General features: G+C 44.7%; 14 protein-coding genes. 2 read left to right on the forward strand and 12 right to left on the reverse strand.

Going from position 1 to position 24,030, the window contains the following annotated elements; translation table 11 throughout:
• Positions 1 to 71 precede the first annotated feature (71 nt).
• Positions 72 to 2,273 carry a hypothetical protein gene (locus BC643_RS03250; RefSeq protein ID WP_120271735.1) on the forward strand — a complete coding sequence of 734 codons (2,202 nt, stop codon included), beginning with the start codon at positions 72 to 74 and terminating at the stop codon, positions 2,271 to 2,273.
• A 106-nt stretch (positions 2,274 to 2,379) separates the two neighbouring features.
• Here BC643_RS03250 and pgi read toward each other — a convergent pair whose 3' ends face one another.
• From pgi to BC643_RS03280, 6 genes are all read right to left on the reverse strand, one after another.
• Positions 2,380 to 4,029 (reverse strand): glucose-6-phosphate isomerase, encoded by a 1,650-nt coding sequence (pgi, locus tag BC643_RS03255; protein ID WP_120271736.1) that lies wholly within the window; start codon positions 4,027 to 4,029, stop codon positions 2,380 to 2,382.
• A 308-nt stretch (positions 4,030 to 4,337) separates the two neighbouring features.
• Positions 4,338 to 4,559: a hypothetical protein gene (locus BC643_RS03260; RefSeq protein WP_120271737.1), complete on the reverse strand. Its 222-nt coding sequence runs from the start codon at positions 4,557 to 4,559 to the stop codon at positions 4,338 to 4,340.
• 25 nt (positions 4,560 to 4,584) lie between these two features.
• On the reverse strand, positions 4,585 to 5,922 hold the full coding sequence (locus tag BC643_RS03265; RefSeq protein ID WP_245994852.1) for a Gfo/Idh/MocA family protein: 1,338 nt from the start codon (positions 5,920 to 5,922) through the stop codon (positions 4,585 to 4,587).
• The gene (locus BC643_RS03270; protein WP_120271739.1) at positions 5,864 to 6,745 is read right to left on the reverse strand and encodes an FAD:protein FMN transferase; all 882 of its coding nucleotides are present in this window, start codon (positions 6,743 to 6,745) and stop codon (positions 5,864 to 5,866) included. The genes BC643_RS03265 and BC643_RS03270 overlap by 59 nt, the downstream gene beginning before the upstream one ends.
• 71 nt (positions 6,746 to 6,816) lie before the next feature.
• On the reverse strand, positions 6,817 to 8,163 hold the full coding sequence (locus tag BC643_RS03275) for a Gfo/Idh/MocA family protein (RefSeq protein ID WP_120271740.1): 1,347 nt from the start codon (positions 8,161 to 8,163) through the stop codon (positions 6,817 to 6,819).
• Positions 8,164 to 8,173: 10 nt separating this feature from the next.
• Complete coding sequence (locus BC643_RS03280) at positions 8,174 to 9,583, reverse strand: 3-keto-disaccharide hydrolase (protein ID WP_120271741.1); 1,410 nt, start codon at positions 9,581 to 9,583, stop codon at positions 8,174 to 8,176.
• A 150-nt stretch (positions 9,584 to 9,733) separates the two neighbouring features.
• On the opposite strand from BC643_RS03280, the gene BC643_RS03285 reads away from it, so the two are divergent.
• Positions 9,734 to 13,795 (forward strand): hybrid sensor histidine kinase/response regulator transcription factor, encoded by a 4,062-nt coding sequence (locus tag BC643_RS03285; protein WP_120271742.1) that lies wholly within the window; start codon positions 9,734 to 9,736, stop codon positions 13,793 to 13,795.
• A gap of 62 nt (positions 13,796 to 13,857) precedes the next feature.
• Here the strand turns inward: BC643_RS03285 and BC643_RS03290 are convergent, their stop codons facing one another.
• From BC643_RS03290 to BC643_RS03315, 6 genes are all read right to left on the reverse strand, one after another.
• On the reverse strand, positions 13,858 to 14,847 hold the full coding sequence (locus tag BC643_RS03290) for an alpha/beta hydrolase (RefSeq protein ID WP_245994854.1): 990 nt from the start codon (positions 14,845 to 14,847) through the stop codon (positions 13,858 to 13,860).
• Between the two features lie 74 nt (positions 14,848 to 14,921).
• Positions 14,922 to 16,607, reverse strand: a complete 1,686-nt coding sequence (locus BC643_RS03295; RefSeq protein ID WP_120274126.1) for a RagB/SusD family nutrient uptake outer membrane protein — start codon at positions 16,605 to 16,607, stop codon at positions 14,922 to 14,924.
• Between the two features lie 11 nt (positions 16,608 to 16,618).
• Positions 16,619 to 19,984: a TonB-dependent receptor gene (locus BC643_RS03300; RefSeq protein ID WP_170154438.1), complete on the reverse strand. Its 3,366-nt coding sequence runs from the start codon at positions 19,982 to 19,984 to the stop codon at positions 16,619 to 16,621.
• Between the two features lie 104 nt (positions 19,985 to 20,088).
• Positions 20,089 to 21,117: a FecR family protein gene (locus BC643_RS03305; RefSeq protein WP_147377122.1), complete on the reverse strand. Its 1,029-nt coding sequence runs from the start codon at positions 21,115 to 21,117 to the stop codon at positions 20,089 to 20,091.
• A gap of 73 nt (positions 21,118 to 21,190) precedes the next feature.
• Positions 21,191 to 21,781, reverse strand: a complete 591-nt coding sequence (locus tag BC643_RS03310) for an RNA polymerase sigma factor (protein ID WP_120271744.1) — start codon at positions 21,779 to 21,781, stop codon at positions 21,191 to 21,193.
• Between the two features lie 285 nt (positions 21,782 to 22,066).
• Complete coding sequence (locus BC643_RS03315) at positions 22,067 to 23,926, reverse strand: sialate O-acetylesterase (protein WP_211337969.1); 1,860 nt, start codon at positions 23,924 to 23,926, stop codon at positions 22,067 to 22,069.
• Positions 23,927 to 24,030: the final 104 nt, after the last annotated feature.

The raw sequence follows: 24,030 nt of genomic DNA on the forward strand, positions 1-24,030 counted from the left end.
CGACGATTGCCGAAACCAGATGATGGCTTCATCCCAATCATTTTGAAAACTAAAACAGAAATAAAATTGCCATGAAATACTTAAATCTCCTTCTCGTCCTGATCTTTTTTGCCGGATCGGTCAATGCAAAATCGGATTATGCAGACTGGCCCAAAACGATAACCAATTCAAAAGGTGTTCTCACCATGTATCAACCGCAACTTGAATCACTTGAGGGAACCACACTCTCCGGAAGAGCTGCGATTTCGGTGAAAGTAAACGACTCGGAACCTGTGTTCGGTGCTGTATGGATTACTACAACACTCGAAACAGACCGGGATTCGAGGATGTCAACGCTGACCAACATCAAAGTACCAAACGTGAAATTTGCAGATGACGTTAGCGAAGCAAACCTGGCTGAAATCAAAACGTTGATTGAAGAAGAAATGCCTAAATGGGAATTGGTTGTTCCGCTTGACGAGATTATTACGACTTTGGAGGCAGAATCGGGAGGAGCAGCAAGCAACTATCAAAATGATCCACCCGAAATCATTGTCGCCTACAAACCTTCCATCCTCGTTTTTATTGATGGAGATCCTATATTGAAGGACATGGAAGGCTATCCATACCAGCAAATTGAAAACTCACCCTTTTTCATTCTTTTCGATAAAAGCAAGAAGACTTATTACCTCTACGGCGAGCAACTATGGTATTCCACCAAAGATCTGAATGGCAACTGGTCGAATGTGAAAAATCCGTCGTCGCAACTATTGGAAATCCAGCAGCAATTGGAGAGCTCGGATGAAACGGAAGAAACAGAAACAACTTCATCTAAAAAAGAAGCGACTGTTGCCGACATCATTGTGCGAAACAAACCAGCCGAGCTAATCCAGATCGACGGGGAGGCCAACTTCGTGCCCGCGAAAGGAACCGACCTCTTGTATGTCAAAAACTCCGACGACAACATCATCCTCGATATCCAAAGTCAGAACTACTACATTTTGGTTTCCGGCAGGTGGTATTCCTCCAAGAGTATGTCGGGGCCGTGGTCGTATGTTGATACCGAAAAATTACCGGAACAGTTTTCGAAAATAGAAGAAGGCAGCGACCTCGATGTTGTGCTGGCAAGCGTGCCCGGCACCAATGCAGCGCGCGAAGCTGTCCTCGACGCCCAGATTCCGCAAACAGCGCAAGTTGAACGCTCAAGTGCATCGGTAGAAGTAAGCTATGATGGAAAGCCGGACTTCCAAAAGGTAGACGGTACAAATATGATGTACGCGGTCAATTCGCCACAAACTGTGCTGAAACTGTCAAACCGTTACTATTGCGTTGACAACGGCGTCTGGTTTGAATCGACAAAACCGGAAGGACCGTGGACGGTGGCCACGGAACGCCCGGAAGAAGTAAAAGACATTGAACCGAGCAGCCCTGTTTACAACGTGAAATACGTGTACATTTACGATGTTACGCCTCAATATGTCTGGGTTGGATACACGCCCGGCTACTACGGCTGTTACGTTTACGGGCCAACCGTTATTTACGGAACCGGTTACTACTACCGCCCCTGGTACGGCGCCTACTACTACCCTCGCCCCTGGACATTCGGCTTCCGCATGACTTACAATCCGTGGACCGGCTGGAGCATGCATGTTGGATTTTCGTACGGAGGATGGTTTTACGCCGGTTTCGGTGGGCCGCACTATGGTCACTACTGGGGTCCACCACGCTACAGGCCCCCCTACTACCATCGCCCACCGAACGGAGGATACTACGGACACCGCCCCAGACCAACACACCCGCAGCGACCTCCGCGCGACAATATCTATTCATCCAGACCCGGCGTGAGACCAACGACCAACCAGCGACCGCCAACAACCTCGGGCAGAACGAGAGACACCAATCGCTCCACCCGGCAAAATAATGTGTACACCGACCGCAACGGTCAGGTTTACCAGAAAACGGACAAGGGATGGCAAACACGCGAAAACAACAGCTGGAAGTCGGTGGACAATAAAGGAAACACCCGCGACAATACCCGACCGGCAACAACACGACCGTCGCAGCCTAGCAATCAACGACCAAGCACCGGAACCACAACGACTCGTCCGACCACCCGACCGGCAACTTCGAACACCGGACGCCCGGCGACAAGTACGCGCAATTCGTCCTATTCGAACCAAATGATGCTCGACCGCGCTAACCAGAGCCGGCAGCGTTCAGTTCAACGAACGAATACCTACAATCGCTCCGTTGCTCCTGCCAGATCCGGCGCAGCAACAAACCGAAGACGATGAAAACAATGCTGATACAGTTAGGAACAAAACCACTATAAACAAAAAAAACTGCGCGAAGCAGTTTTTTTTGTTTGATTCTATTGAATTTCGGTGAATTTCAATCTTCTTAGCGCATTGCTTTGTAAGCGTTGATTAAACCATTTGTTGAGCCATCGTGTGCAGTTACTTTTTCGTCGCCACCCAACTCAGGCAAAATTTGATTGGCCAATTGCTTACCCAATTCAACGCCCCATTGGTCGAAGCTAAAGATATTCCAAATGATACCCTGTACAAAAATCTTGTGCTCGTACATAGCGATTAACGCGCCCAATGTAAACGGAGTCAGTTTTTTGAACAGAATCGAGTTGGTCGGAATATTTCCTTCAAACACTTTGAAAGGAAGCAATGCTGCGATCTCATCGGCCGATTTTCCGGCAGCATTCAATTCTGCCTCAACCTGCGCTGGTGTTTTTCCTACCATCAAAGCTTCTGTTTGTGCGAAGAAGTTCGCCAACAGTTTCGGATGGTGATCGCTCAACGGATTGTGGCTGATTGCCGGTGCCATGAAATCGCAAGGAATCAATTTGGTTCCCTGGTGAATCAGCTGGTAAAATGCGTGCTGACCATTTGTTCCCGGTTCACCCCAAATAATCGGGCCGGTTTGGTAAGTCACTTTTTTACCGCTTCTGTCTACATATTTACCGTTACTTTCCATATTTCCCTGTTGGAAATAGGCAGAGAAACGGTGCATGTACTGGTCGTAAGGCAAAATAGCTTCGGTTTCGGCTCCGTAGAAATTGTTGTACCAAACACCGATCAAGGCTAAAATTACCGGCAGGTTTTCGTCGAAATCAGCTGATTTGAAGTGGTTGTCCATGGCATGCGCTCCTTCGAGCAAAGCCACGTAGTTTTCAAAACCAATCGCGCAGGCAATTGACAAACCAATAGCCGACCACAAGGAATAACGACCACCAACCCAGTCCCAGAAACGGAACATGTTTTTGGTGTCGATACCGAAGGCTGAAACAGCTCCGGCGTTAGTTGAAAGAGCCACGAAATGTTTGGCAACGGCACTTTCGTCTTTTGCGGCTTCCAGGAACCAAGATTTAGCCGAATTAGCGTTGGTCATTGTTTCCTGAGTCGTAAATGTTTTCGAAGCAACGATAAACAGCGTTGTTTCCGGATTTACCTTTTTCAAGGTTTCCGCAATGTGCGTACCGTCAACATTCGATACAAAATGCAGGCTGATATTTTCTTTTTTGTACGGCTTTAACGCTTCAGTCACCATCAGCGGCCCAAGGTCAGAACCACCGATACCAATGTTCACAATGTCGGTAATTGATTTGCCGCTGTAACCTTTCCATTCTCCGGAAATGATACTTTCAGAGAAAGCTTTCATTTGGTCGAGCACTTCATTTACTTCAGGCATTACATCCTTGCCGTCAACTAAAATTGGTGTGTTGCTGCGGTTACGCAGGGCAACGTGCAAAACCGAACGATCTTCAGTTTGATTAATTTTTTCACCTGAAAATTCGCTTTCAATGGCTGATTTCAAGCCACATTCTTCGGCAAGCTGCACCAAAAGTGAGCGAACCTTATCGTCGACAATATTTTTTGAGAAATCGAGTAAAATCTCTTCAAATTGCAGTGAATACTTTTCAAAACGTTTCTCGTCTTTTGCAAAAAGATCTTTGATTTGTGTGCCGTTGAACTCGGCAAAATAGGCTTCCAACGCTCCCCAGGCTTTCGTGGTAGTTGGATTAACAGTTGGCAACATAATATCTGATTTTATTTATTATTTGGTGTATTTAATTTCGAACCAGTCGTTCAGGTATTGAAACGCAAACAAAGATATAATAGATTGCAAATTTAGGGCTATTCAACCGGCCCAAAATCGAAATGTGAACGACAGAATTAACTGTCCGTTTCCCTCTCGACTTGACAAAAAATGTAACTCAACCCGGTTTCTGTCTTCAAACCACGACATTGATTTAATTAAAACCCAACTGTATCACGAATGTTCTTGTGTCGTGAACTATCCGGTCCCCCGGACACGTTCTGTGTTGATAAACTGGAAGTTATCGTTTAACGCTTCGAACCAATAACAAGCGAGACAATCAGCCCAATAACAATGTAAATCAAAAAGGCTCCGGAAGTCAACAGCAGGACAAATCCCATCTCACTTGTTAATTCGCTCCATGCTGTTTTGTAGTGAACAATGCTCCATGCGTTCAGCAAATTAAAGAACACAAAAAGTGCAACCAGAACAATTAAATGGCGCAAAGGCCTGATCTGTATTTTTTTCATTTTAAAAGCTTTTAATCGAACGAACTTAGATTTGATACTGATCGGGCATGATTATCTTTCGCCCTTCATCAATCGCGCTCTCACCAAGCAACGTCCACAAGCTGGTGTAATACGCTTCGGCAACCATCCTTCGCGGAATTTCGCCCTGGCGAATAAAGCTCGCGAAGGCCTCAAACTGCATCTGGCTATCCTCATAAAAATCTGCCTCCATCAACTCGGCTCCCTTATATTCTACCGCTCTTTCCGGCAGCCACGACTCTCCTCCAACAGGAATACTGTCGAATAGATCACGCTCCAAATTGTTGATCAATTGGCGTATTCCGGGCGCTGGCGGAATGACTTCAGTGTAGACTCGGTTAGACTCGAACTCAATCGTTCCTTTGCTTCCCAGTATTTGCTCCTCCAAACCATATTTTTTGTTGCTGGTCATGGAATCGTACACAAATTGAACGCCGTCGGGGAAAGTATAAGTCAGCGAAACGCTGTCGGGAACCGTCCGACTATCTTTCCAGAACACATTGCTCCCGGTTCCGATCACACTGACAGGAACTTTACCCGTCACCCACAAGGCAACCTGCAACTGGTGGGTCATCAATTCCGTCAGCAGGCCAACAGAAAGTTCCTTGTACAAGCGCCAGTTGATTTGTCGTTCCAAATCGAAATTATTGTCGGGTAGTGGTCGGCGCCAGTTGTTATTGCGATGCCAATAAGCACGCATCTGCGTTACCTGGCCGATATCCCCTTCCTGTATGCGTCTCATACCTTCCAGGTAAATTGGGTTGAACATGCGCTGGTGACCGATTTGCAAAATTTTGCCACTTGCCTTGTGTGAATCGTACATGCGTTTAACGTCATCCGGCGTGCGAGCCATTGCTTTTTCGCAGAAGGTGTGAATCCCGGCCGACAAGCAATCGACGGCAATATGAGCGTGTTCGGTCAGCGGAGTTGCAATAACAACACCATCCAACTTCTCCCGATCGATTAATTTCCGGTAATCGGTGTAAGTCGTCACCTCACACATATTTTTCTGACATAAGCCCTGCGCGACGTCCAGGTTTGGTTGATAATTATCGCAAATCGCGACGACCCGGATATTTGCGGTTTCGCGAATTCGCAGCAAAAAATCCAACAAAAGCGTTCCTCTCGATCCTGTTCCAATCACGGCGATACTGAGCTGATCGGACACGCTTTTGGAAACCGGTTTATCGTCTGCAAACGACTTCAACCAGGGAGCCGACAACAAAAACATGGCAGATCCGCCCATGGCCAAATCTTTCAAGAACTCGCGTCTGCTTCTCTCTATTCTAGTTTTCGTGTTCATAAATTCGTCTTCCTTCGTTAGCTGTTGGTTGGTTAAAAACATTGATTTTTTGTGGTTTGAATTGACTGGTAATCTCTTCGAATTCGCTCTTGTTGGCAGCTACCAAAGCCGTCGACAAAACCTCTGCCCGGACAGGACACTCGTCCTGAACTACGGCGAGCCGGCTTCTGATTTCAAACTTTAAGGTATTCGGATTGACGATATGGTAGCACTGCTGCTTTCCCTGTCGGGCTCCGCTGATCGACACAGTATGATCGTTTAAATGAAATACCTGTTGATTTCCCTTGCCATTCCGGAAGGAAACCGGCCAGGCATTTCCGGAAGGATGTTTTCCTTTTGTGAGAATGGAACTTCCCCCAAAACTGACAAAACAGTTTGCAACGCCAAAATCGGCCAAAGTTGATTTTAGCTTTTTAAGCAGAAATCCTTTCCCTATTGCTCCAAAATCGAGCGATGTGAAACGGTTTGCAAAGCGAATACTCCTACCGTTGTGATCATATTCAATTTGCGGCTTCATGTAACCTAGTTCTTCGCCTGTTAGAGACTTCAATGTTGCTCCGGCTTTCCCTTTGAAATGCCCCAAACCAATATTGAAATATCCCAGGGTCTGCTCCTTGAAACGTTCACACTCCTGCAAGATATCCCACAACTCGTCACTCACGCTCGTCCAGCGGTGTTGAGCCGTTTGATTAACAGCAAAAGTCTCCCCTTCCCGATCAAATCGGCTCAACAGCTTTTCAAGCCTAAACACATCTTGTTTCACAGTCCGGCAAATCTCAGTCGCAATTGTTTCCGAAACTTCAATCAAAACCAGGTCGAGAACCGAGTTCATTCCCGCAATAGACTGATGGGTAAATTTCGACATTGATGAAATCAATTTTTCCGTTTTTTATTCAATTTGAATTTCAACTTAAAAACCAGGTAAAGATTGAGCGTTTATAGGCGTGGCTCCCAACCGGGTTCGTATGTACGACTCCACAGTTTCATAGCCTCGCGATCGAAAATCCGACCGGTTTCGGTATCCACGTCAAACGATTTTCCGATTCGCGAAGCAATGTTTGCGTAATGCGTCAGCATTTGACTTTTGGCTCCCATATCAATCGGCGAATTCAGCTGACTGGCTTTCCCCCGAATGACATCGAAAAAATTCACGATATGTGTGTCGGTCATGTCACCGCCTCCGCCCAACGCGGTTCCTGCCTCAACAGTAGCAGACTTACTATCCCGAACTTGCTTTCCGCCCCTGTCGAATAATTTATACCCGTTGCGGTCAACATAAACCGAGCCTTCGCTTCCGTAAATAATGGTTCCCCGATCAGTTCCATAGGTTTTGTAGCCGTTGCGACTCTTGCCGTCCCACACGATGATTTTGTTACCGGGGAAACGAAAACTCGCGTCCATCGTGTCATACATTTCCCAGCCATCGTCGAGAAAATGCCTTTTGGCTGCCTGCACCTCAACATATTCCGGATAATCAACCTGCAGCGCCCAGCGTGCAATATCCAGCTCATGCGTGGCATTATTCCCGGTTTCGGCTGTTCCCCATTTCCAGCCATACCAATGCCAATTGTAGTCCCATGTATCGTGGCGATAATCCTCACGCGGAGCGGGTCCCTGCCACAATTCCCAGTCCAAGCCATCGGGGACAGGTGCTGGCGTTGGCACTGGAACCCGGCCCCGTGTGTTCGAGTAAAAGGCAACTGCCCGGTAAACATCTCCAATTACCCCCTTGTGAATATCGTTGATGATTTCAATAGTTTCTGGTGATGAGCGTTGTTGATTTCCCATCTGAACAATGCGATCGAACTTTTTCTGAAAAGCGACGAGCAACTCCCCCTCTTCAGGACTATGGCTGCAGGGTTTTTCCAGGTACACATGCTTTCCGGCTTCCATAGCCATCCAGGCTCCGGGCGCATGCCAGTGGTCGGGTGTCGCATTGAAAATCACATCAACTTTTTTATCGGCCAACACTTCCCTGATATCGCTGGTTAGCACCGCATGACCGGATACTTTTCGGTTCAGGTCTTGCGCAACGCGTTCGCGCTGTGACTTCATTACATCACAGATATAAGCCAGATCTACGTTGTTATGTCTGTTTTTTACCGCATCATAATAGGCTCCAACACGCCGTCCACAGCCCATAAAAGCCACCGAAATACGATCATTTGCCCCGATAATGCGCGAATAGCTTTTTGCCGACATACCAACCGCAGATCCTCCGACTGCAACTCCGGCCACCCCGACTGCCGCTTTACGTAAAAAATCTCTTCTGCTTGAATTCATTGTTTCAGGTTTATTGGTTTAGTTTTCTGATTTTTATACTTCGAAAATGGACTTCGTTACCGTGATCCTGCAGCAAAAGATGTCCCGACTGCCACGAACCGAATCCTTCCCAAACAGCATATTTACTGCGTGCAACCAACGCATAAAAGGCCTGAGTTCCCCTTTCGTATGTCAGTACTTTGCGGCTGTTCAGCCAATGCTCCACATGAGCTCCCACAAAATCATCCGAAATAATATTGTTGCCTTTCAGCCACTCCTCGTGACGTACCCCGGAAACCACAATCCGCGCATGGTTCCATTCGCCCGGTTTGTTGACGATCTTATTCTTGTGCGCCGGAATCAAATCGTACAGCGACGCAACTGTCCGGTTACCATCACTTCCCAACTTGGCATCGGGATGCCGGTCATCGTCCAAAATCTGGTATTCCAAACCAATTGCCGACTGATCGGAACCGTACTTTTCAGTGATGTAATATTTAATGCCGCTGTTAGCGCCTTTGGTAATATTGAAGTCCAGTTGAAATTCGAAGGTGGAATATTCATCCAGCGTCACAATATCACCACCATTTCCCGATTCGGCGCCGTCAGCCGCCTCCACAACCAGCTCTCCGTTTTCAACATGCCAGCCCCGGCTCGGGAAGCTTTCTTTCCCGGCACCACGCCAGCCATCCGTATTCTCTCCATTGAAAAGCAACACCCAACCTTGCGCAGCTTCCTGCGGCGACAAATAATTTGGAATCATATTAACGACCGGAATGTCCGTCCAAGGGCTTGCCTGAAGATCTTCAGTTTTGATGCGAATATTTTTCCATCGGATTTGCGTGCCTTCCAAGTCCTTCTCTTCAATGCTGTGCACCTGAAGTGCAATAAAACCTTCAGGAGTCATGTCATCAACCAAATCGGCGCATGGAACTCCATTCAACCAGGTACGGATTGAGTTTCCAATGGCTTCAATCCGATAATGGTTCCATTCGCCATTTCGAAAAGCTTTCCTTCCTTCCGGATTTTGCTCAAGCGAATAAAGCCAACCTCTTCGGGCTTCATCGTAAATACCACCACTCCATGCTCTGGCTGACGGATCCACCTCGCACTGGTAACCGTGTACCCGACCGCTTTGATAACTGTTTGTACTCAAGCTTCGAATCTGAATACCTGAGTTCATCTGATCGTCGACCAGGAGGTCAAGCTCCAGTATAAAATCACCATAAGTTTTATCGGTTTTTAAAAAGGAATTTGGGCTGCCAAACACGGTGGTGCCAATAATCTCACCATTGGAAACCTCGTATTTGGCTTTACCGTTGATTTGCTCCCAACCGGAAAGATCTTTTCCGTTAAACAATTCTTGCCATCCTGCCTCCTGTGCGTTCACGGCAAAAGAAAAAATGCAAATGAGACTTAAAAGAAACATTTTCCTTTTCATAAGTGATCAGTTTTAATATGTGTTTAGTTTGTTGATTTAGCGTTAGCTATTTCAAAAATAGGGTCAACGGGTGAAATGCAGGAGACGTTTTTATTTCATTTTTAGGTGATATTATTTCAATATCTTATTTTTACTGAATAACATACCTACATGAACCTAAACCGACAAACCAATCGTTGCCCAAGACTTTTTGTGCTTGTGCTCTGTCTTTTGCTCTGGGCGTTAAACACCCAAAGTTTATTGGCCCAGCACATCCGTTTCGATCATTTTGACACGCGGAAAGGACTTTCTCAAAATAATATTTACAGTCTACTTGTTGATTCCACCGGCTATGTCTGGATCGGAACCCTGGAGGGAATAACCCGGTTTGACGGCAATAAATTTGAAACCTACCGTTCGTTCCCCTCTCAGAGTAACACGTTAAAAGGGAATTTCATCAACAAACTTTCGGCTTGCCCAAACGGCAACATCTGGGTACACATTCGCAGCAAAGGTTTGAACCGATACAACGCTCGCCAGGAAAAATTTGAACTGTTTGGTGACAGCTGCTTTTATCCCTCCAACATCGCTGAACTGACAAGTATGGTTTCTGTATCCGATTCAGTGTTGTGGTTTACCGATAACGCGTCCCTCTTCAGATACGATGAAACTCAAAACCAAACGAAGGTGGTGGAGACTCCCTTTTCAAACGGAAGAGTTGAATACACCGGAAAAGAAAATTTAATGTATTGGGGAAGCGGAGGCCTCTTCCTTACCGGAAGTGATTGGCAAGGCGAATTAATTTCGAGTTCTCCCGTAAGAATGTTGTCGCGGATTTTCAACGATTCAATTTGTGTGGTCTACTCCGATTCATTGCGCTTGCTAAATATGAATACTCGGAGCATCTCACCGTTGAAATCGAACAAGCAACTGGATCAAATTTTGCAATCAAATGCCATTTATTCGGTGGCAGGATACAACAATGAAATCTGGCTCGGACTTAGCGACGGTCTTGTGTTGGTAACTGTTGAAAAGAATCGGGTGACATCCGCTTCCCGCTTCACCTACGACGCCTTCAACAATTATTCTTTTCATGGGAAAGATGCGAGTAATCTCGTGTTTGATCAAAATGGAAACCTATGGATTGGAACATCGAAATATGGGGTAAATCTGTACGATCGAAGAAAGAACCTTTTCAGCCATCACCAAATCTCTGTTTTGTCAAAATCTGACCAGGAGATTGATCCGGTGCGTGCGATCTGCGAAACCACAAACGGCGACACCTGGACGGGATTTGACCGACTAGGACTTGTTAAAATCCAGGCGGGAAACAAACAAGTGCTATATGATGAAATTCATTTCCCCAAAGGAGTGGTGACACCATTGGAAAATATTCGGTCGCTGTATGAAGATTCAGAAGGAAACTTGTGGATTGGCAGCAGCAGGGGCTTATGCATTTACAATGAAAGAACGGACAGAATTGAGTCGATTTCGCTGCCGGGAAGTTATAAAGCAATTTTTGCCAACTGGAACTGGCAGTCGCAATGTTATTTCATCAAGGAATTTACACCGGGAAAAATCACACTCACCAGCCCACAGGGAGTTGGAATATTTGATCTGAAAGATCGCACATTTCAACGTGTACCAATGCCATCAAACTACATCCCCGAGTCCATTCGGTGCCTGGTGCGGGACGTCAGCTCCAATTACTGGTTCATTGCCGACAACCGCGGCTTGTGCAAACTAACACCCGATGGCGTCCTCCAATATTTCACGCACGAAAATGCCGGTTTGACCGACAACAAACTTTATGCGCTTGAATTAATCGACAATATGCTTTGGATTGGTAGCAACAACGGGCTCATGGCTTTCGACCTGAACAATGAAAATGTTATCGCCAGTTTTTTTGAGACAGATGGTCTATCAAACAATCTTGTGTACAGCATCATCGATGATTCGGGGTATTTATGGATGAGCACAAACCGCGGAGTCAGCCGTCTGAGGTTAGCAGATCATTACATCGAAAGCTTTCTGCCGGAGGATCTTTTTATGGACGACGCCTTTTTTAAAGATGAAAAGGGCACGATTTATTTTGGAGGCTATGACGGCTTCATCAGTTTTAATCCCGAAGAAATAGATAACTCACCTGCTTACCCTCAGGTCATCATCAATGAGTTGTATATCAACAACCAAAAAGTAGAAGTCGGGCAAACAGTCGACAATCAACAAATTTTGCCGAAATCGCTTCCATACCTCGACCGGATTCGGATGAGCTACAGCACAAACAGCTTTTCCCTGAATTTTGATGCCTTTCCGTTCAATTTTCCCGACGACACGTATTTCCGTTATCGACTCAAAGGACTGTCATCAAACTGGATTTTGACCTCTAGAAATGAAAATCGGGCCGTTTTCGCAAACCTTGCCCCGGGAGATTATACGTTTGAAGTTGCTGCCAGTCGCGACAAACAAAACTGGAGTGCCGCCAAAGAACTGGCTATTGCGATTGTTCCCCCTTTCTACCTGACGATGTGGTTCAAATTCCTGTTGGCGACAATTCTCGTTGCAATTCTAATCATTGCATTCAAGTTTCGTATTTACACCATCAAAAAGTGGAACCTGCAGCTGGAAACACAAGTCAAGGAACAGACAAGCGCCATCGCGGAGCAAAAGAATAAAATCATTGCTCAGAAAGAAAAAATGGTCGAATTGAGTAATCAACTGCACGAAGCCGATCAAGCCAAGCTGAAATTCTACACGAACATTTCGCACGAATTCCGGACGCCGCTGACCATCATCATGGGTAATATTGAAAGTCTTCGCGAGCAAGGAGTCAACCAGTTTTTGTTGGGAAATATCAAGCGAAGTTCAGACCGCTTATTTCGGTTGGTCAATCAGTTTATCGACCTTCGCAAATACGACCAGGGTGAACTGAAACTGGAAGTCTCTAATTTCGACATTGTGAGTTTTGTCAAAGAGATCGTCAACTCTTTTAAAGAGCTGGCTCTTCGAAAAAACATCGACATCGAATTATTGAATCCTCAGGAAAAGATTTTTGTATGGCTGGATAAAGACAAGACCGACAAAATTATCTACAACCTGTTGTCGAATGCGATAAAATACACGGATGAGGGAGGATCAGTGTTCGTAAGCTTTTCCAAAAGTGGCGGTGAATTGATAATTAAAGTGACTGACAATGGCTGCGGAATATCCGAGACTGAGCGGCAGAATATTTTTAAGCGATTTTACAGAAGTGATAAAGTTTCGACACAAACCGAAGGGCATGGCGTTGGTTTAGCGCTGGTGAACGCTCTGATTGAACTGCAAAAAGGATCGATTGAATGTACCAGCAAGGAAACGGTTGGAACGACCTTTTCACTGAATTTCAAATTGGGAAAATCCCACTTTGACGAGTCTGAATTCCAAAAATCGGAGACTAAAACTTTGGTACATGAGATCATTCGCACACCGCGAGTCAAAACGAATCAATTGCCTCAAAACAGCGAAGAAATTCTGATCGTCGAAGACAATCCGGAACTCTTGGATTACCTGATTTCTCTGATCGGAAGTCATTACAAAATAAAAACGGCCCCGAACGGAAAAGAAGCATTGAAATTAATCCGCGACGGTATTCCTGACCTGATTCTAACCGACCTGATGATGCCCGTTATGGACGGAATGACGCTTTCGAAAACACTCAAAGCAGATACCAATACACGCTTCATCCCGATCATCATTCTCAGTGCCAAAACGGATGAAACCAGTAAAATAGAAGGCTACCAGCTTAATGTGGACGACTACGTCGAGAAACCGTTCAACCCGAATGTGCTTTTATCGAAAATACGGAGCATTTTAAACACCCGAATCGAAATCCGGAAGAACATCGACCAATTTAGCACTGCTCAAAAAACAGGATTAAATCCGAGCGACAAACAGTTCATGGAAAAGATTTTGCTATTGCTGGAAAGCAACTTCGGGAACCCTGATTTCAATGCAGATATTCTCGCTGATCTTCTCAACATGAGCCGGGTTACATTCTATCGAAAAATGAAAAAACTCCATGGCGAAGGACCCGGTGAATTTATCCGAAAATACCGGCTTCAAAAAGCAGCCACGCTCCTGCAAAACGGTACCAAAACAATTTCGGAAGTGAGCACAGAGGTCGGCTTTCAAAGTGTATCCCACTTCCGAAAAAGCTTCAAGGAAGGATATGGCGTGAGCCCGAGTAAATTTTGAAGGGATCGTTCTCCACACAGCTCAAAGCACCATCAGTCAAATCAATCTATTACTACTTTGATTTACTTCAGCGTTTTATTCAAAAAATCAACCATATAATTCACGGCCATATCGGCCCAAGGATGAAATAACCAAAATGGATGCACGTCTACTTTAAATTGATACGCTTCATGGTAAATCCCAAATTCCTGATAGGTGCCGATTAACTCGTCCTTTCCTGCCGTGAAACGCGGGAACCCACTGGTCAGAAAAAGGATTGGAACCGAATTCTCATTGACCCAATAGCCGGAAGATGCCTCTCTCCAAATGCCCGGCACTTCTACAAATGAACCGCCCAACCATTCAATATCCGGAGAGTCTGAACTTCGCTCCAAATTCAATGATTTTGGCGCCATGAAATTGATCACTCCGTCAATATCAACAATCGCCTGAACATCGCTGGAATAACCGTTATTTCCCATTTCGCCTTCGAAACGTTCTATCCCATTCGTCATTCCAACCAATGCAGCCAGATGCCCTCCTGCCGAACACCCGGAAATAGCAATTCTATCCGGATCGATGCTGTATTCTTCAGCATGTGCCCGCATCCAGCGAATAGCTGCCTTGATGTTATGAACTGCTGCCGGGTATTTTGCTTCGAGGGAGAGTTGATATTCAACAGCGATGGTCACATAACCTTTTTCAGCAATCATCTCGGCCATCGGTACCTGCAACGACTTATTACCAGCACGCCAACCACCACCATGTACCATTATCAAAGCCGGGTATTTCCCGGGAGACTCCGGTCGAAACAGGTCCAGGTGAAGATCCCGATCTCCAAAACGAGTATCCGGCAATGTTGTGTAGACTATATTTCTTTCCGCAACAACACCCTTAGGGACACTATCCTCTACCGGAATGATGTAGGGATACGCGTCGATCGTTTGGCGGTAAACGCGGGCTAAATTATAGGTGGTGTCAGCAGGGATGTTCGTTCCCTCCAAAAATTGTGCGTTTGCAACAAATGAAAAAACAGTAGCTACCAATAACAGAAATACCTTGTTGATTTTCATGATGAACTTCTTTTATTAAAAGGCCGCCCAACAGATATTGAGCAGCCTTTCGTTTTCAATCAAATTATTTTCGTCTACCAACCTGTAGTTTGTTCCAAACTTCCGTTATTCTTTTTAATCTCGTCGGTACCAACCGGAAGGAAGTACATTTTTTCGTAAAAGTGACGTTCCAGTAAAAGTACCGGACTGTAGCTTTTCTCACCGGTGTCCACATCCTTGATGATATCCATCCCATAAATCGGATCGTTCTCGGTGTCCAGTGCAACATTCCACCGACGAACATCGAAATAGCGATGCTCTTCGAAAGCAAGCTCCACCCGTCGTTCCTTGTAAAGTCGGGTTCTAAGGTCTTCGCCGGTTACTGATTCCGGAATCTCAGGCATACCAACTCTGGCTCTCACCATCGACATATACTCGCGACAAACATCTTCATGTCCGAGCTCAAACATGGCTTCAGCATAATTCAGGTAGATTTCACCAAGACGGAAAATAATCCACGGGTTTGTATACGGAGTTTGCCAGCTAATTTCTATGTCATCACCTGGCATAAACTTCTTCAGAATATAGTTTCCTCGCGGATTATCACTACTCTGCTTGTACGAATCGTAGCCCCATGAATTGCCATCTGATGCCACCCACATTTCGTGAACTGCACCATGATAAAGCGTACCGTCGTGTATAATTGTCGCATCGAAACGCGGATCGCGATCGGTGTACGGATCTTGAGGATCGTAACCGGAAGCTGTATTCACTGTTTTTACTCCGTCAACCTCCACAAACGCAGGCTCACCGTTCAACATATCGTAATCGTCAACCAGGTTTTGAGACGGACCATTACTGGCCCACCAACCGCCGTAGGCACCCCAGCGACGTCCGAGGTTATTCATCGCTACCGAATGTGAATTGGTTGTGCTGAAGTTACGGGCAAAAATGAGTTCACTGTTTGCCGATCCACTGGGTTGATTGAAGAGTGTTGTATAATCAGAGAACAACGAATAGTTACCATTCAGCAGTGCAGCCGCGGCATCCGCTGCTTTTTGCCATTTTTGCTGGTCGTTGGATGGATTAAACAATGGAGAAGCCATGTACAAATATAACCGAGACAAGAGTGCCTGACATACGTCCTGTGTTGCCCGACCAAAGTTGGAATCGCTGGCAGAATAATGTTCCGGCAAATCTGGAATAGCAGCCGACAAATCATCTTCGATGTACTGAACACATTCATCCATCGTATTGCGCGAGAAGTTGAACTCACTGGTCAACTCATACACGTCATCTACAATTGGAACAGCGTCGAAGCGAACGATCAGCATAAAATAAGCATAGGCTCTCAAAAATCTAGCCTCGGCAATAAGCATGGCCTTATCCTCAAAATCGATTTCGGAAGCAGCCATCTGATCCATGAAAACATTGATCTTCCGGATGTATTCGTAAGCATTGTCCCATACATAGAGGTTACAGCCTCCTCCCCAGGTCGCAAAGAAGTCGTTTACATTGTCGGGAGTTAAAGTTCCTTGTGCAATGGTACCCGGCCCCCAGGACATAGTGGCATAGACTTCGTCGGTTGCTTTGGACTGCATTTGCACGTTAAATCCATGAGGAATCACGTTATACAACTCAGTATGATAGGCTTTTATCAGGTCCTCGTCTGCCCACACTGCATCTTCAGCAATCCTGTCTTTGGGCGAAATGTCCAGGATATCGTCACTACACGATGCAAGGAACAATACAGTGGCAAATAATATAAATATCTTTTTCATTTTCATCCGTTTTAAAATTTCACATTAACACCTAAATTGATAACGCGTAGCTGTGGATAATACAGCGAACTGCCGTTCAACTCGGGGTCGGACCATTTAATATCCTTCGCCCAGGTAAGCAGGTTTAAACCGTTGGCGTATATTCGAATATCGTCCAATCCGATTTTTGCCCCAAGACTCGCTGGTAACGTATAACCAAGCTCCAGGTTTTTCAATCTCACAAAAGTCGCATCGTACAAAAAGAAGGTTGTACTTCCCGGTGAATAGGCATCAGCACGGGGCATGCTACCATTCGGATTGTCAACCGTCCAGCGGTCTTGAGCGCGTTCAACATAGGCATTGTCAAATGCCGATCCGCCCAGTCCTGAAAAAGTTCCGTCGTAGTTGTAGGCATTGGTTTGTCCTTGGAAGAACATGGTCAAATCAAAATTTTTGTAGTCCATACCGATGGTCAGACCAAATACAATTTCCGGTGTTGCCGTTTTATCAAAACGATATTGGTCGTTCGAATCAATCACACCATCATCATTCAAATCCAATACTTTAATGTCACCCAGTTGAGTACCTGTCACATGCGGATAGGCATCCAATTCTGCCTGCGTGTTAAAAATACCGTCGGCCTTATAATACAATTCAGCGCCAATTGGCAAACCTGTTTTATTTTGGTATTCTTCAGATTGAGGCGTTTCGTCCATATAAACAATTTTACTTCGGGCGAATGAAACGTTGCCTTCAACACGGTAATTGAAATCTCCCAACGTTTTCCGGTGGCGAACGATTAACTCATAACCATGATTATCGACTTTGCCAATGTTTTCATCAGGTAGGTCGGAGAACCCTAAAATATTGGGAATAGAAAGATTTCGGGCAGCCAGAATATTGGAGCGGTTTTCTTTCCATAGGGTGAATTCCACGCCTAACAAATTTTGCCAGAATGAAGCTTCAATACCAAAATCGGTTTTCTTACTCACCTCCCAGGTAATATTGGGATTCGGCATCGTATTCGCGTAGATCGCTGCCGCATCACTTGTACCAAACACGTAGTTATTACCAAATGAATAGGACTGCAAGTATTGGTACTGCCCTACCCGGTCGTTACCAATTTGTCCGTGAGAAAATCTCAACTTCAGGTTATTGATGAATGAAACATTCTCTTTCATGAAGTTTTCTTCTGAAACTCTCCACCCCAGTGATACTCCAGGGAAGAATCCGTAACGCTCACCTTCCGGGAAGATTTGAGATCCATCGTAACGGAAGAGGAATTCGGCCAAATATTTCGACTTGTAGTTGTAGTTTAAACGTCCAAAGTAGTTGTTGTAAGCACTTGCTGAAGCAGAACCTCCATTATCCTTGTCTTCAGAGGCGCTACTACCAACATTGATCTGATCAATCGCAGAACTCACGAAATTCTTCCGGTAGGCCATTGCATACGAGTACGAATTTTCCTGTTGTTCCTGACCAACCATAACTGCAAACTGGTGATCATCTATCGTCTTTTCATAAGTAATTCGGTAGTTGAACATTTTCGTTGTCCATTTACTGTAAGTATCCGTCAGTTCGGCCGTTGAAGTCTTGGTCGCTTGCACCTTATCGTACTCTCCGGTGTTTACATTGTACTCGTAATAAGAATAGGGCAAATTGAATTTCTTCTCAAACTGGTTTCTCAAATCATAGTTATACGATGCGTCAATTTTCAATCCTTTCACAAACGGTACTTTATAAGTCGCTGTGAAAGTTGAGAACAATGGTGTATCCTCGTATTTATCGAAACCACGTTGATCGAGCAAAAGTGGGTTTTCACCCAAACGTCCAGGCCCGATCAGTCCGTTGGGGTAACGAGCAACCAGCGTTGGATTGGCTCTGATAATATTGTAGAAATTCGTTTCCGTGTCGACCGAAGCATAATTCTTTTTGTTGATGTTGGCGTTGATGTTGGCACCAACAGTCAGGTTCTCGTTGAGCTCAACATCTACCTTAACGCGCATATTGTATTGTGTATACTTGGTCGGGTTGTTCCGGTAATGTCCATCCTGGTCCATCGCAGCAAACGAGAGCAAATACCGAACAGACTCGGTTCCCCCGTTAGCCTGAAGACTGACGCGTTGTTGAAGCGAATGTGGTTTCAAAACCTCATCACTCCAATTGGTATTGGGATAAAGTATTGGATCAGATCCATCGCGGTACTTCTGGATCGCTGCTTCTGAGTAGAAAGGTGTAAAACCAGTCTCTGGTCTCCCCTGTCGATACCAATATCCCTCGTTGTAAACCTCTGCGAAAGTTGCAGCATCCAAAACATCCGGCACTTTGGTGGGGTGCGAGAAAGCGCTGTTATATGAAAAATTAAAGGTTGGTTTTCCGATCTTCCCCGACTTGGTTGTGATCAAAATAACACCGTTGGCAGCTCGCGCACCATAAATCGCAGCCGAAGCATCTTTCAGTACTGTTACACTTTCAATATCATCCGGATTCAGGCGACTCATCTGATCACGCGGAACACCATCAATAATTACCAGCGGAGAGTTATCGCCGAATGTACCGGAGCCGCGAATCAGAATATCCGGATCATCACGACCTGGTTCTCCGGAGCGCTGGCTGGCAACTAAACCTGGTAAACGTCCTTGCAAGGACGCTGAAACGTTTGAGTTCGGACTTTTCTTTAACTCTTCACCATCCACATTCACAATCGAACCGGTCAACGTTTCTTTCTTTTGCGTTCCGTATCCAACCGCAACAACTTCTTCCAGGCCAATGGCGTCTTCAACCATCGTAACGTCAATCCGCGACTGATTGTCAACTGATACCTCAACCTTTCGCATTCCGACAAACGTGAAAACTAGTGTACTACCTGATGGCACCTTTGAAATGGAGAAAATACCATTAAAATCGGTAATCGTTCCGGTGGATGTACCTTTTACAACTACAGCTACTCCAGGCAAATCATTGCCGGATGAATCGGTAACCTTTCCCGTAATATCCAAGGATTGTTGGGAGTTTACATCCTCAAAGTCAGAATTTTTACTTGTTAAAACAATCTGTCGATTATGAATGGAATACTCGATATCAGTAGATTGAAACAACTGCTTCAGGATCTCATCTACTTTCTGATCCCGAACTTCAATATTTACAATTCTGTTGACATCGATTTGATCTTGGTTATAAAGAAAGTAATAGTCAGTTTGATTTTCGATTTCGTTTAAAACGGTTTCCAATTTTGATTTTTCAAAAGTGAGAGAAACCCTGGTTTGCTGGGAATAACTGTTCGTTGCAAACACCTGGACGATCCCGAGACAAAAGAAGAATAAGCTCCATTTCATCATGCGTAGGCTTTTTTTTAGGGCATGCTGATACCATACCCATCGTTCTGGATTTTTTTTCATAAATTTACGTTTGTGATGTTAACTAAAATGTTTACTCCATTTTGAAAGCATTACTCCTCAGGAAAGTGGTCGCAACACTTTCCTGATTTTGCTTATTAGGTCTATTATTTTTTGCTGATTTTCACAATTTTACTGGTATAACTTCCCTGATCATTCATTTCTCTTTTTTCAATTTTATAAGTAATTGGTGCTGTCAACGAAATCAAACTCAATACCTCATCCAACGGTTCATCCTTGAAAGTAGCGCGATAACGAAAGTCCATGAGTTCGGAGTCTGTAATCTCGAAATCAACATTATACCAACGCCCCAACCTCTTTAGCACCAATGACAACGGCTCGTTACGGAAAACGAGCACCCCGTCTTTCCAGGAAGTGAGGTAACCGGCATCTACTTGCTCTATCTTCCCCTCGCTCTCCTGCTTGTTGAATGTAAAACGTTCATCTGGCTTCATGACCTTTGTAAACGAATGATTTACTCCATCCAATTGCACCTTGCCTTTTTCCAAAACCACGTCTACCTGGTTGTCGGAGTCAAAAGACGAAACCGAGAATTTTGTTCCCAATACGGTAACATCAAACACTTCGGTGTGAACAACAAAAGGAATTTTGGGATTGTGAATGACGTCGAAATAGGCTTGTCCTTCAATTGAGAGGGTACGCTTCTTCGCAAAATCTGTATTGTATTTCAGGTGGGTGCCGCTATTCAGGCAAACCCGCGTTCCATCAGGCAATTCAAAATTGGTGCGTAATCCATAGGGCGATACAACCTCAACCCATTGCTCGGAGTTATTCCCGGTCTGTTTATGTGCAAGGCTATAAGCGAAGTAGACCAACAGAGGTATCAACAAGACAGCCGCTGCCCTATAGTAGAAATTCAGAACACGACGTTTCCGACTGATTATTCGTACCGGGGTTCCAATCTTCTGCTGAATAAAACGATAAGCAGAACTTAAATCAGCTGGTTCCGCATTTTCATCCAGACGAAATGCATTCCAATCTTCCTCAACAGCAATCTTCAAGCCGTCGGCATACTTTTCGTCGCGAAACCATCTGGTCAGCTTTTTTATATCGAGGAAAGTGTGTCTCCCAGATTTGTACCGTTGAATAATTCCCGGATCTATTTTGTCTTTCATACTGATTTTTACTCGGGGTTCATCAGTAATATCAGGCAAACAAAAAAAGTCCTAGTCCAAATTGATATTTTTTTCAGGAAATAAATAAAACATAAAAAAGGAGTGCTGAAAGATCTTCTTCCTCAAAAGACTTCCGAAGTGAGTTCATGCCTTCAGTGATATGATTTTTTACTGTTTTAGGAGAAATGGCCAATAATTCAGCGATCTCGTTGATTGATTTTCCTTCTTTCTTACGTTGGATAAAAATAACTCGTCGCTTCTCCGGGAAATCAGCAATCAGCCTATCCAGCTTTTCAATCAATTTTTCAAATTCAACTTTAACCTCCACGTCCGGTCTGTCATCACTTATCCATTCAATCAGATCATGCTTGTATTTTTCCTCTTGCATTTTCTTGTTGAAGTGCCGTTTGATCCCGTTGAATGCAATCGTAAACAGATATGATTTGAAAGACTTCTCGCTATCAAGCTTGCCGCGGTTTTCCCAAATTTTTATGAACACCTCTTGAATAATTTCCTCCGACTCGCTCGGTGACTTGAGGTAGGAAAGGACAAAGTGATACAATTTCTGGCTGTACCGATCAAACAAATATTTGAAAGCATCAGTAGAACTATTGCTTAATGCAATTACCAATTCCTTGTCTGTTCCGAGTTCAAGATGCTTCACCGTTAGTTTTGTTTAGTCGATTAACCCCAAAAATAGTCGTTTAAATTTATGATAATGCATGTCGACAAAATAAAACACGATTCAACAAAAGATTCGAATATTATGTATCAAGCAGAAGTACGATAAATTTTAAAATCCTAATTACCCCAAAGTATTCTATATTCAGTGTTAGTGTTTATTCACCTATAATTTCTATTCGTTAATCAGCCGGGCACCGCTAAACGTTGTACCAAACTATGATACTTCTGGCTAAACTCCAGCTAATTTTGAGAATTATCATTACCTCTATTTATCTGTCCGAAACGGAATGGCGGGTAGCCCTTCTGGGTTAAAAAGATTGGCGGTATCTGGATTGTCGGCCCAGGCATAGCGCACAGCGACCGGATTTTTTATCTCATCATTCCAAACCACAACCTGGCTTCCTTTAATTTCCGCTTTAGCCCGCTTGAACTGGCCATCCTTTCCGGCTATCGCAAATCCATTCAGTTCTTTTCCCGAACAAACAAGTTGGCTACCAAACAAATTGAAATTCAAAAGCACACGTTTGCCTTTAATTTCCATCGATTGAAATTGCGGTCCGCTGGCAACAAGCTCTGTCTCCCCATACGCCACTTTTTGTGCAGCCAAAGCCAAACGTTTGCCAACATCCTTTTTGTTTTTTGGATGTACGTCATTCCACTCTCCGATGTCGATCGCACAAGCCATACCTGTATTCGGAAGCGCAAGAGTCATGGCCTGGGCTTCGCGCAGTTCTGCCCAATTGCTTTGTTCGGGTTGATCTTTTGTGGCGAGATAGCTAGCCAATTGAACAAACAAAAACGGGAAATCACCCTGCCCCCACTTTTTGCGCCAATCTTGAATCATTGTTGGAAATGTTGTACGATACTCTTCAGCATTCCCTGAATTTGACTCTCCCTGGTACCAAATCGTTCCTTTGATACGATATGGTAACAAAGGCGCAATCATCGCATTGTACAAACCTGTTGGAACATCCGAGAAATCAGTTCCCCATGCAAGTGAAGGCAAACTGGTGCCTATCTTTTCAAGCCACTCTCCTGCCATGGTGAGCGTATCGCCATCAATTGCCATGTAATAAGGTTTGTCTGGAATTAACCCTCCTCTTCGTCCATTATCAGTTATTCGCAGGGTAATGATATTTCGACCAGCCTGCAACAATCCTTGCGGAACCTGGTACTCCGATGGCACATAATGACCATAGGTTGTCCCAATTTTCACCCCATTCAAGTAACATTCGTTGATTCCGACAATGCAGCCCAGCGATAAAAAGGCACTTTGGGAGGACTGATCAGTCGACAATTCGAATTCTTTTTTCAACCAAATAACTCCACTAAAGTCTTCGTCAGCTTTCTCCCAATAACCTGGAAAATTCTGTTTAGTCCAGTTCTTGAATTCAACTTGCTGGCTATACCATGGCAAATTCTTATCAGCAAGTCCCTGATCTTTTTCAACAGATTCGGCATACCAACGATCTCGGACTTGCTGGTCCTTCCTGATCGTTTCTGACAATAAGCTATCATCCATCCATTTTTCAGCAGTTGCCAGGTGACTAGGAAAATCAGCTAAAGCATCTCGACTCATCCAGGCTTCAACCGGGGTTCCACCCCAGCTAGATAGAATTAAGCCAATTGGCACTTCATATTTTTCGTATAACGACTTAGCAAAAAACCAGGCAACTGCTGAAAATCCAAATACATTGGAAGGAGTGGCTTTTTTCCATCCTTCAGAATTCACATCTGTATGCGGAGACTGAAAATCGTAGTCTTTTTCCACTTTAAACTGACGGATATTAGGATTCTCGGAATTGGCAATTTCATCTGCATACTTGCTTTTAATCCGGTCCATCCAAAATTCCATATTCGACTGTCCCGAACACAACCAAACATCGCCAACATATATATCATCAATAACATGGCGACTGCTTTCTCCCTGTACATCCATGGAGAAGGGTCCTCCAGCTTTTTCCTGCTGCATCAAAATCTTCCAATTCCCGGCGGAATCTGCTTGTGTACGATACATCCGCTCATGAAAGAAAACGCTAAGCTCCTCTCCCGGAGAAGCCCAACCCCAAACTGGGATTTCGGCATCTCGCTGAAGAACCATGCCATCAGCAAACAAGCTTGGCATTTTAACTTTTGCCTGCACCGGCTGACAACACGTGACAAACAATAGCACCCAAAAAACTGCAAAGGATATCTTACTTGGTTTTAATTTTTCCATCATTATTGTTT

It is taken from the genome of Mangrovibacterium diazotrophicum (assembly GCF_003610535.1).
Taxonomy (GTDB): domain Bacteria; phylum Bacteroidota; class Bacteroidia; order Bacteroidales; family Prolixibacteraceae; genus Mangrovibacterium; species Mangrovibacterium diazotrophicum.

Excerpts from the sequence above, each read along its gene's own strand:
- BC643_RS03295 (WP_120274126.1), bottom strand. The coding sequence starts at position 16,607 with ATGAAAAAGATATTTATATTATTTGCCACTGTATTGTTCCTTGCATCG.
- BC643_RS03290 (WP_245994854.1), bottom strand. The coding sequence starts at position 14,847 with ATGAAAATCAACAAGGTATTTCTGTTATTGGTAGCTACTGTTTTTTCA.
- pgi (WP_120271736.1), bottom strand. The coding sequence starts at position 4,029 with ATGTTGCCAACTGTTAATCCAACTACCACGAAAGCCTGGGGAGCGTTG.
- BC643_RS03305 (WP_147377122.1), bottom strand. The coding sequence starts at position 21,117 with ATGAAAGACAAAATAGATCCGGGAATTATTCAACGGTACAAATCTGGG.
- BC643_RS03275 (WP_120271740.1), bottom strand. The coding sequence starts at position 8,163 with ATGAATTCAAGCAGAAGAGATTTTTTACGTAAAGCGGCAGTCGGGGTG.
- BC643_RS03265 (WP_245994852.1), bottom strand. The coding sequence starts at position 5,922 with ATGTTTTTAACCAACCAACAGCTAACGAAGGAAGACGAATTTATGAAC.
- BC643_RS03250 (WP_120271735.1), top strand. The coding sequence starts at position 72 with ATGAAATACTTAAATCTCCTTCTCGTCCTGATCTTTTTTGCCGGATCG.
- BC643_RS03300 (WP_170154438.1), bottom strand. The coding sequence starts at position 19,984 with ATGAAAAAAAATCCAGAACGATGGGTATGGTATCAGCATGCCCTAAAA.
- BC643_RS03260 (WP_120271737.1), bottom strand. The coding sequence starts at position 4,559 with ATGAAAAAAATACAGATCAGGCCTTTGCGCCATTTAATTGTTCTGGTT.
- BC643_RS03280 (WP_120271741.1), bottom strand. The coding sequence starts at position 9,583 with ATGAAAAGGAAAATGTTTCTTTTAAGTCTCATTTGCATTTTTTCTTTT.
- BC643_RS03315 (WP_211337969.1), bottom strand. The coding sequence starts at position 23,926 with ATGCCAAGCTTGTTTGCTGATGGCATGGTTCTTCAGCGAGATGCCGAA.
- BC643_RS03270 (WP_120271739.1), bottom strand. The coding sequence starts at position 6,745 with ATGTCGAAATTTACCCATCAGTCTATTGCGGGAATGAACTCGGTTCTC.
- BC643_RS03285 (WP_120271742.1), top strand. The coding sequence starts at position 9,734 with ATGAACCTAAACCGACAAACCAATCGTTGCCCAAGACTTTTTGTGCTT.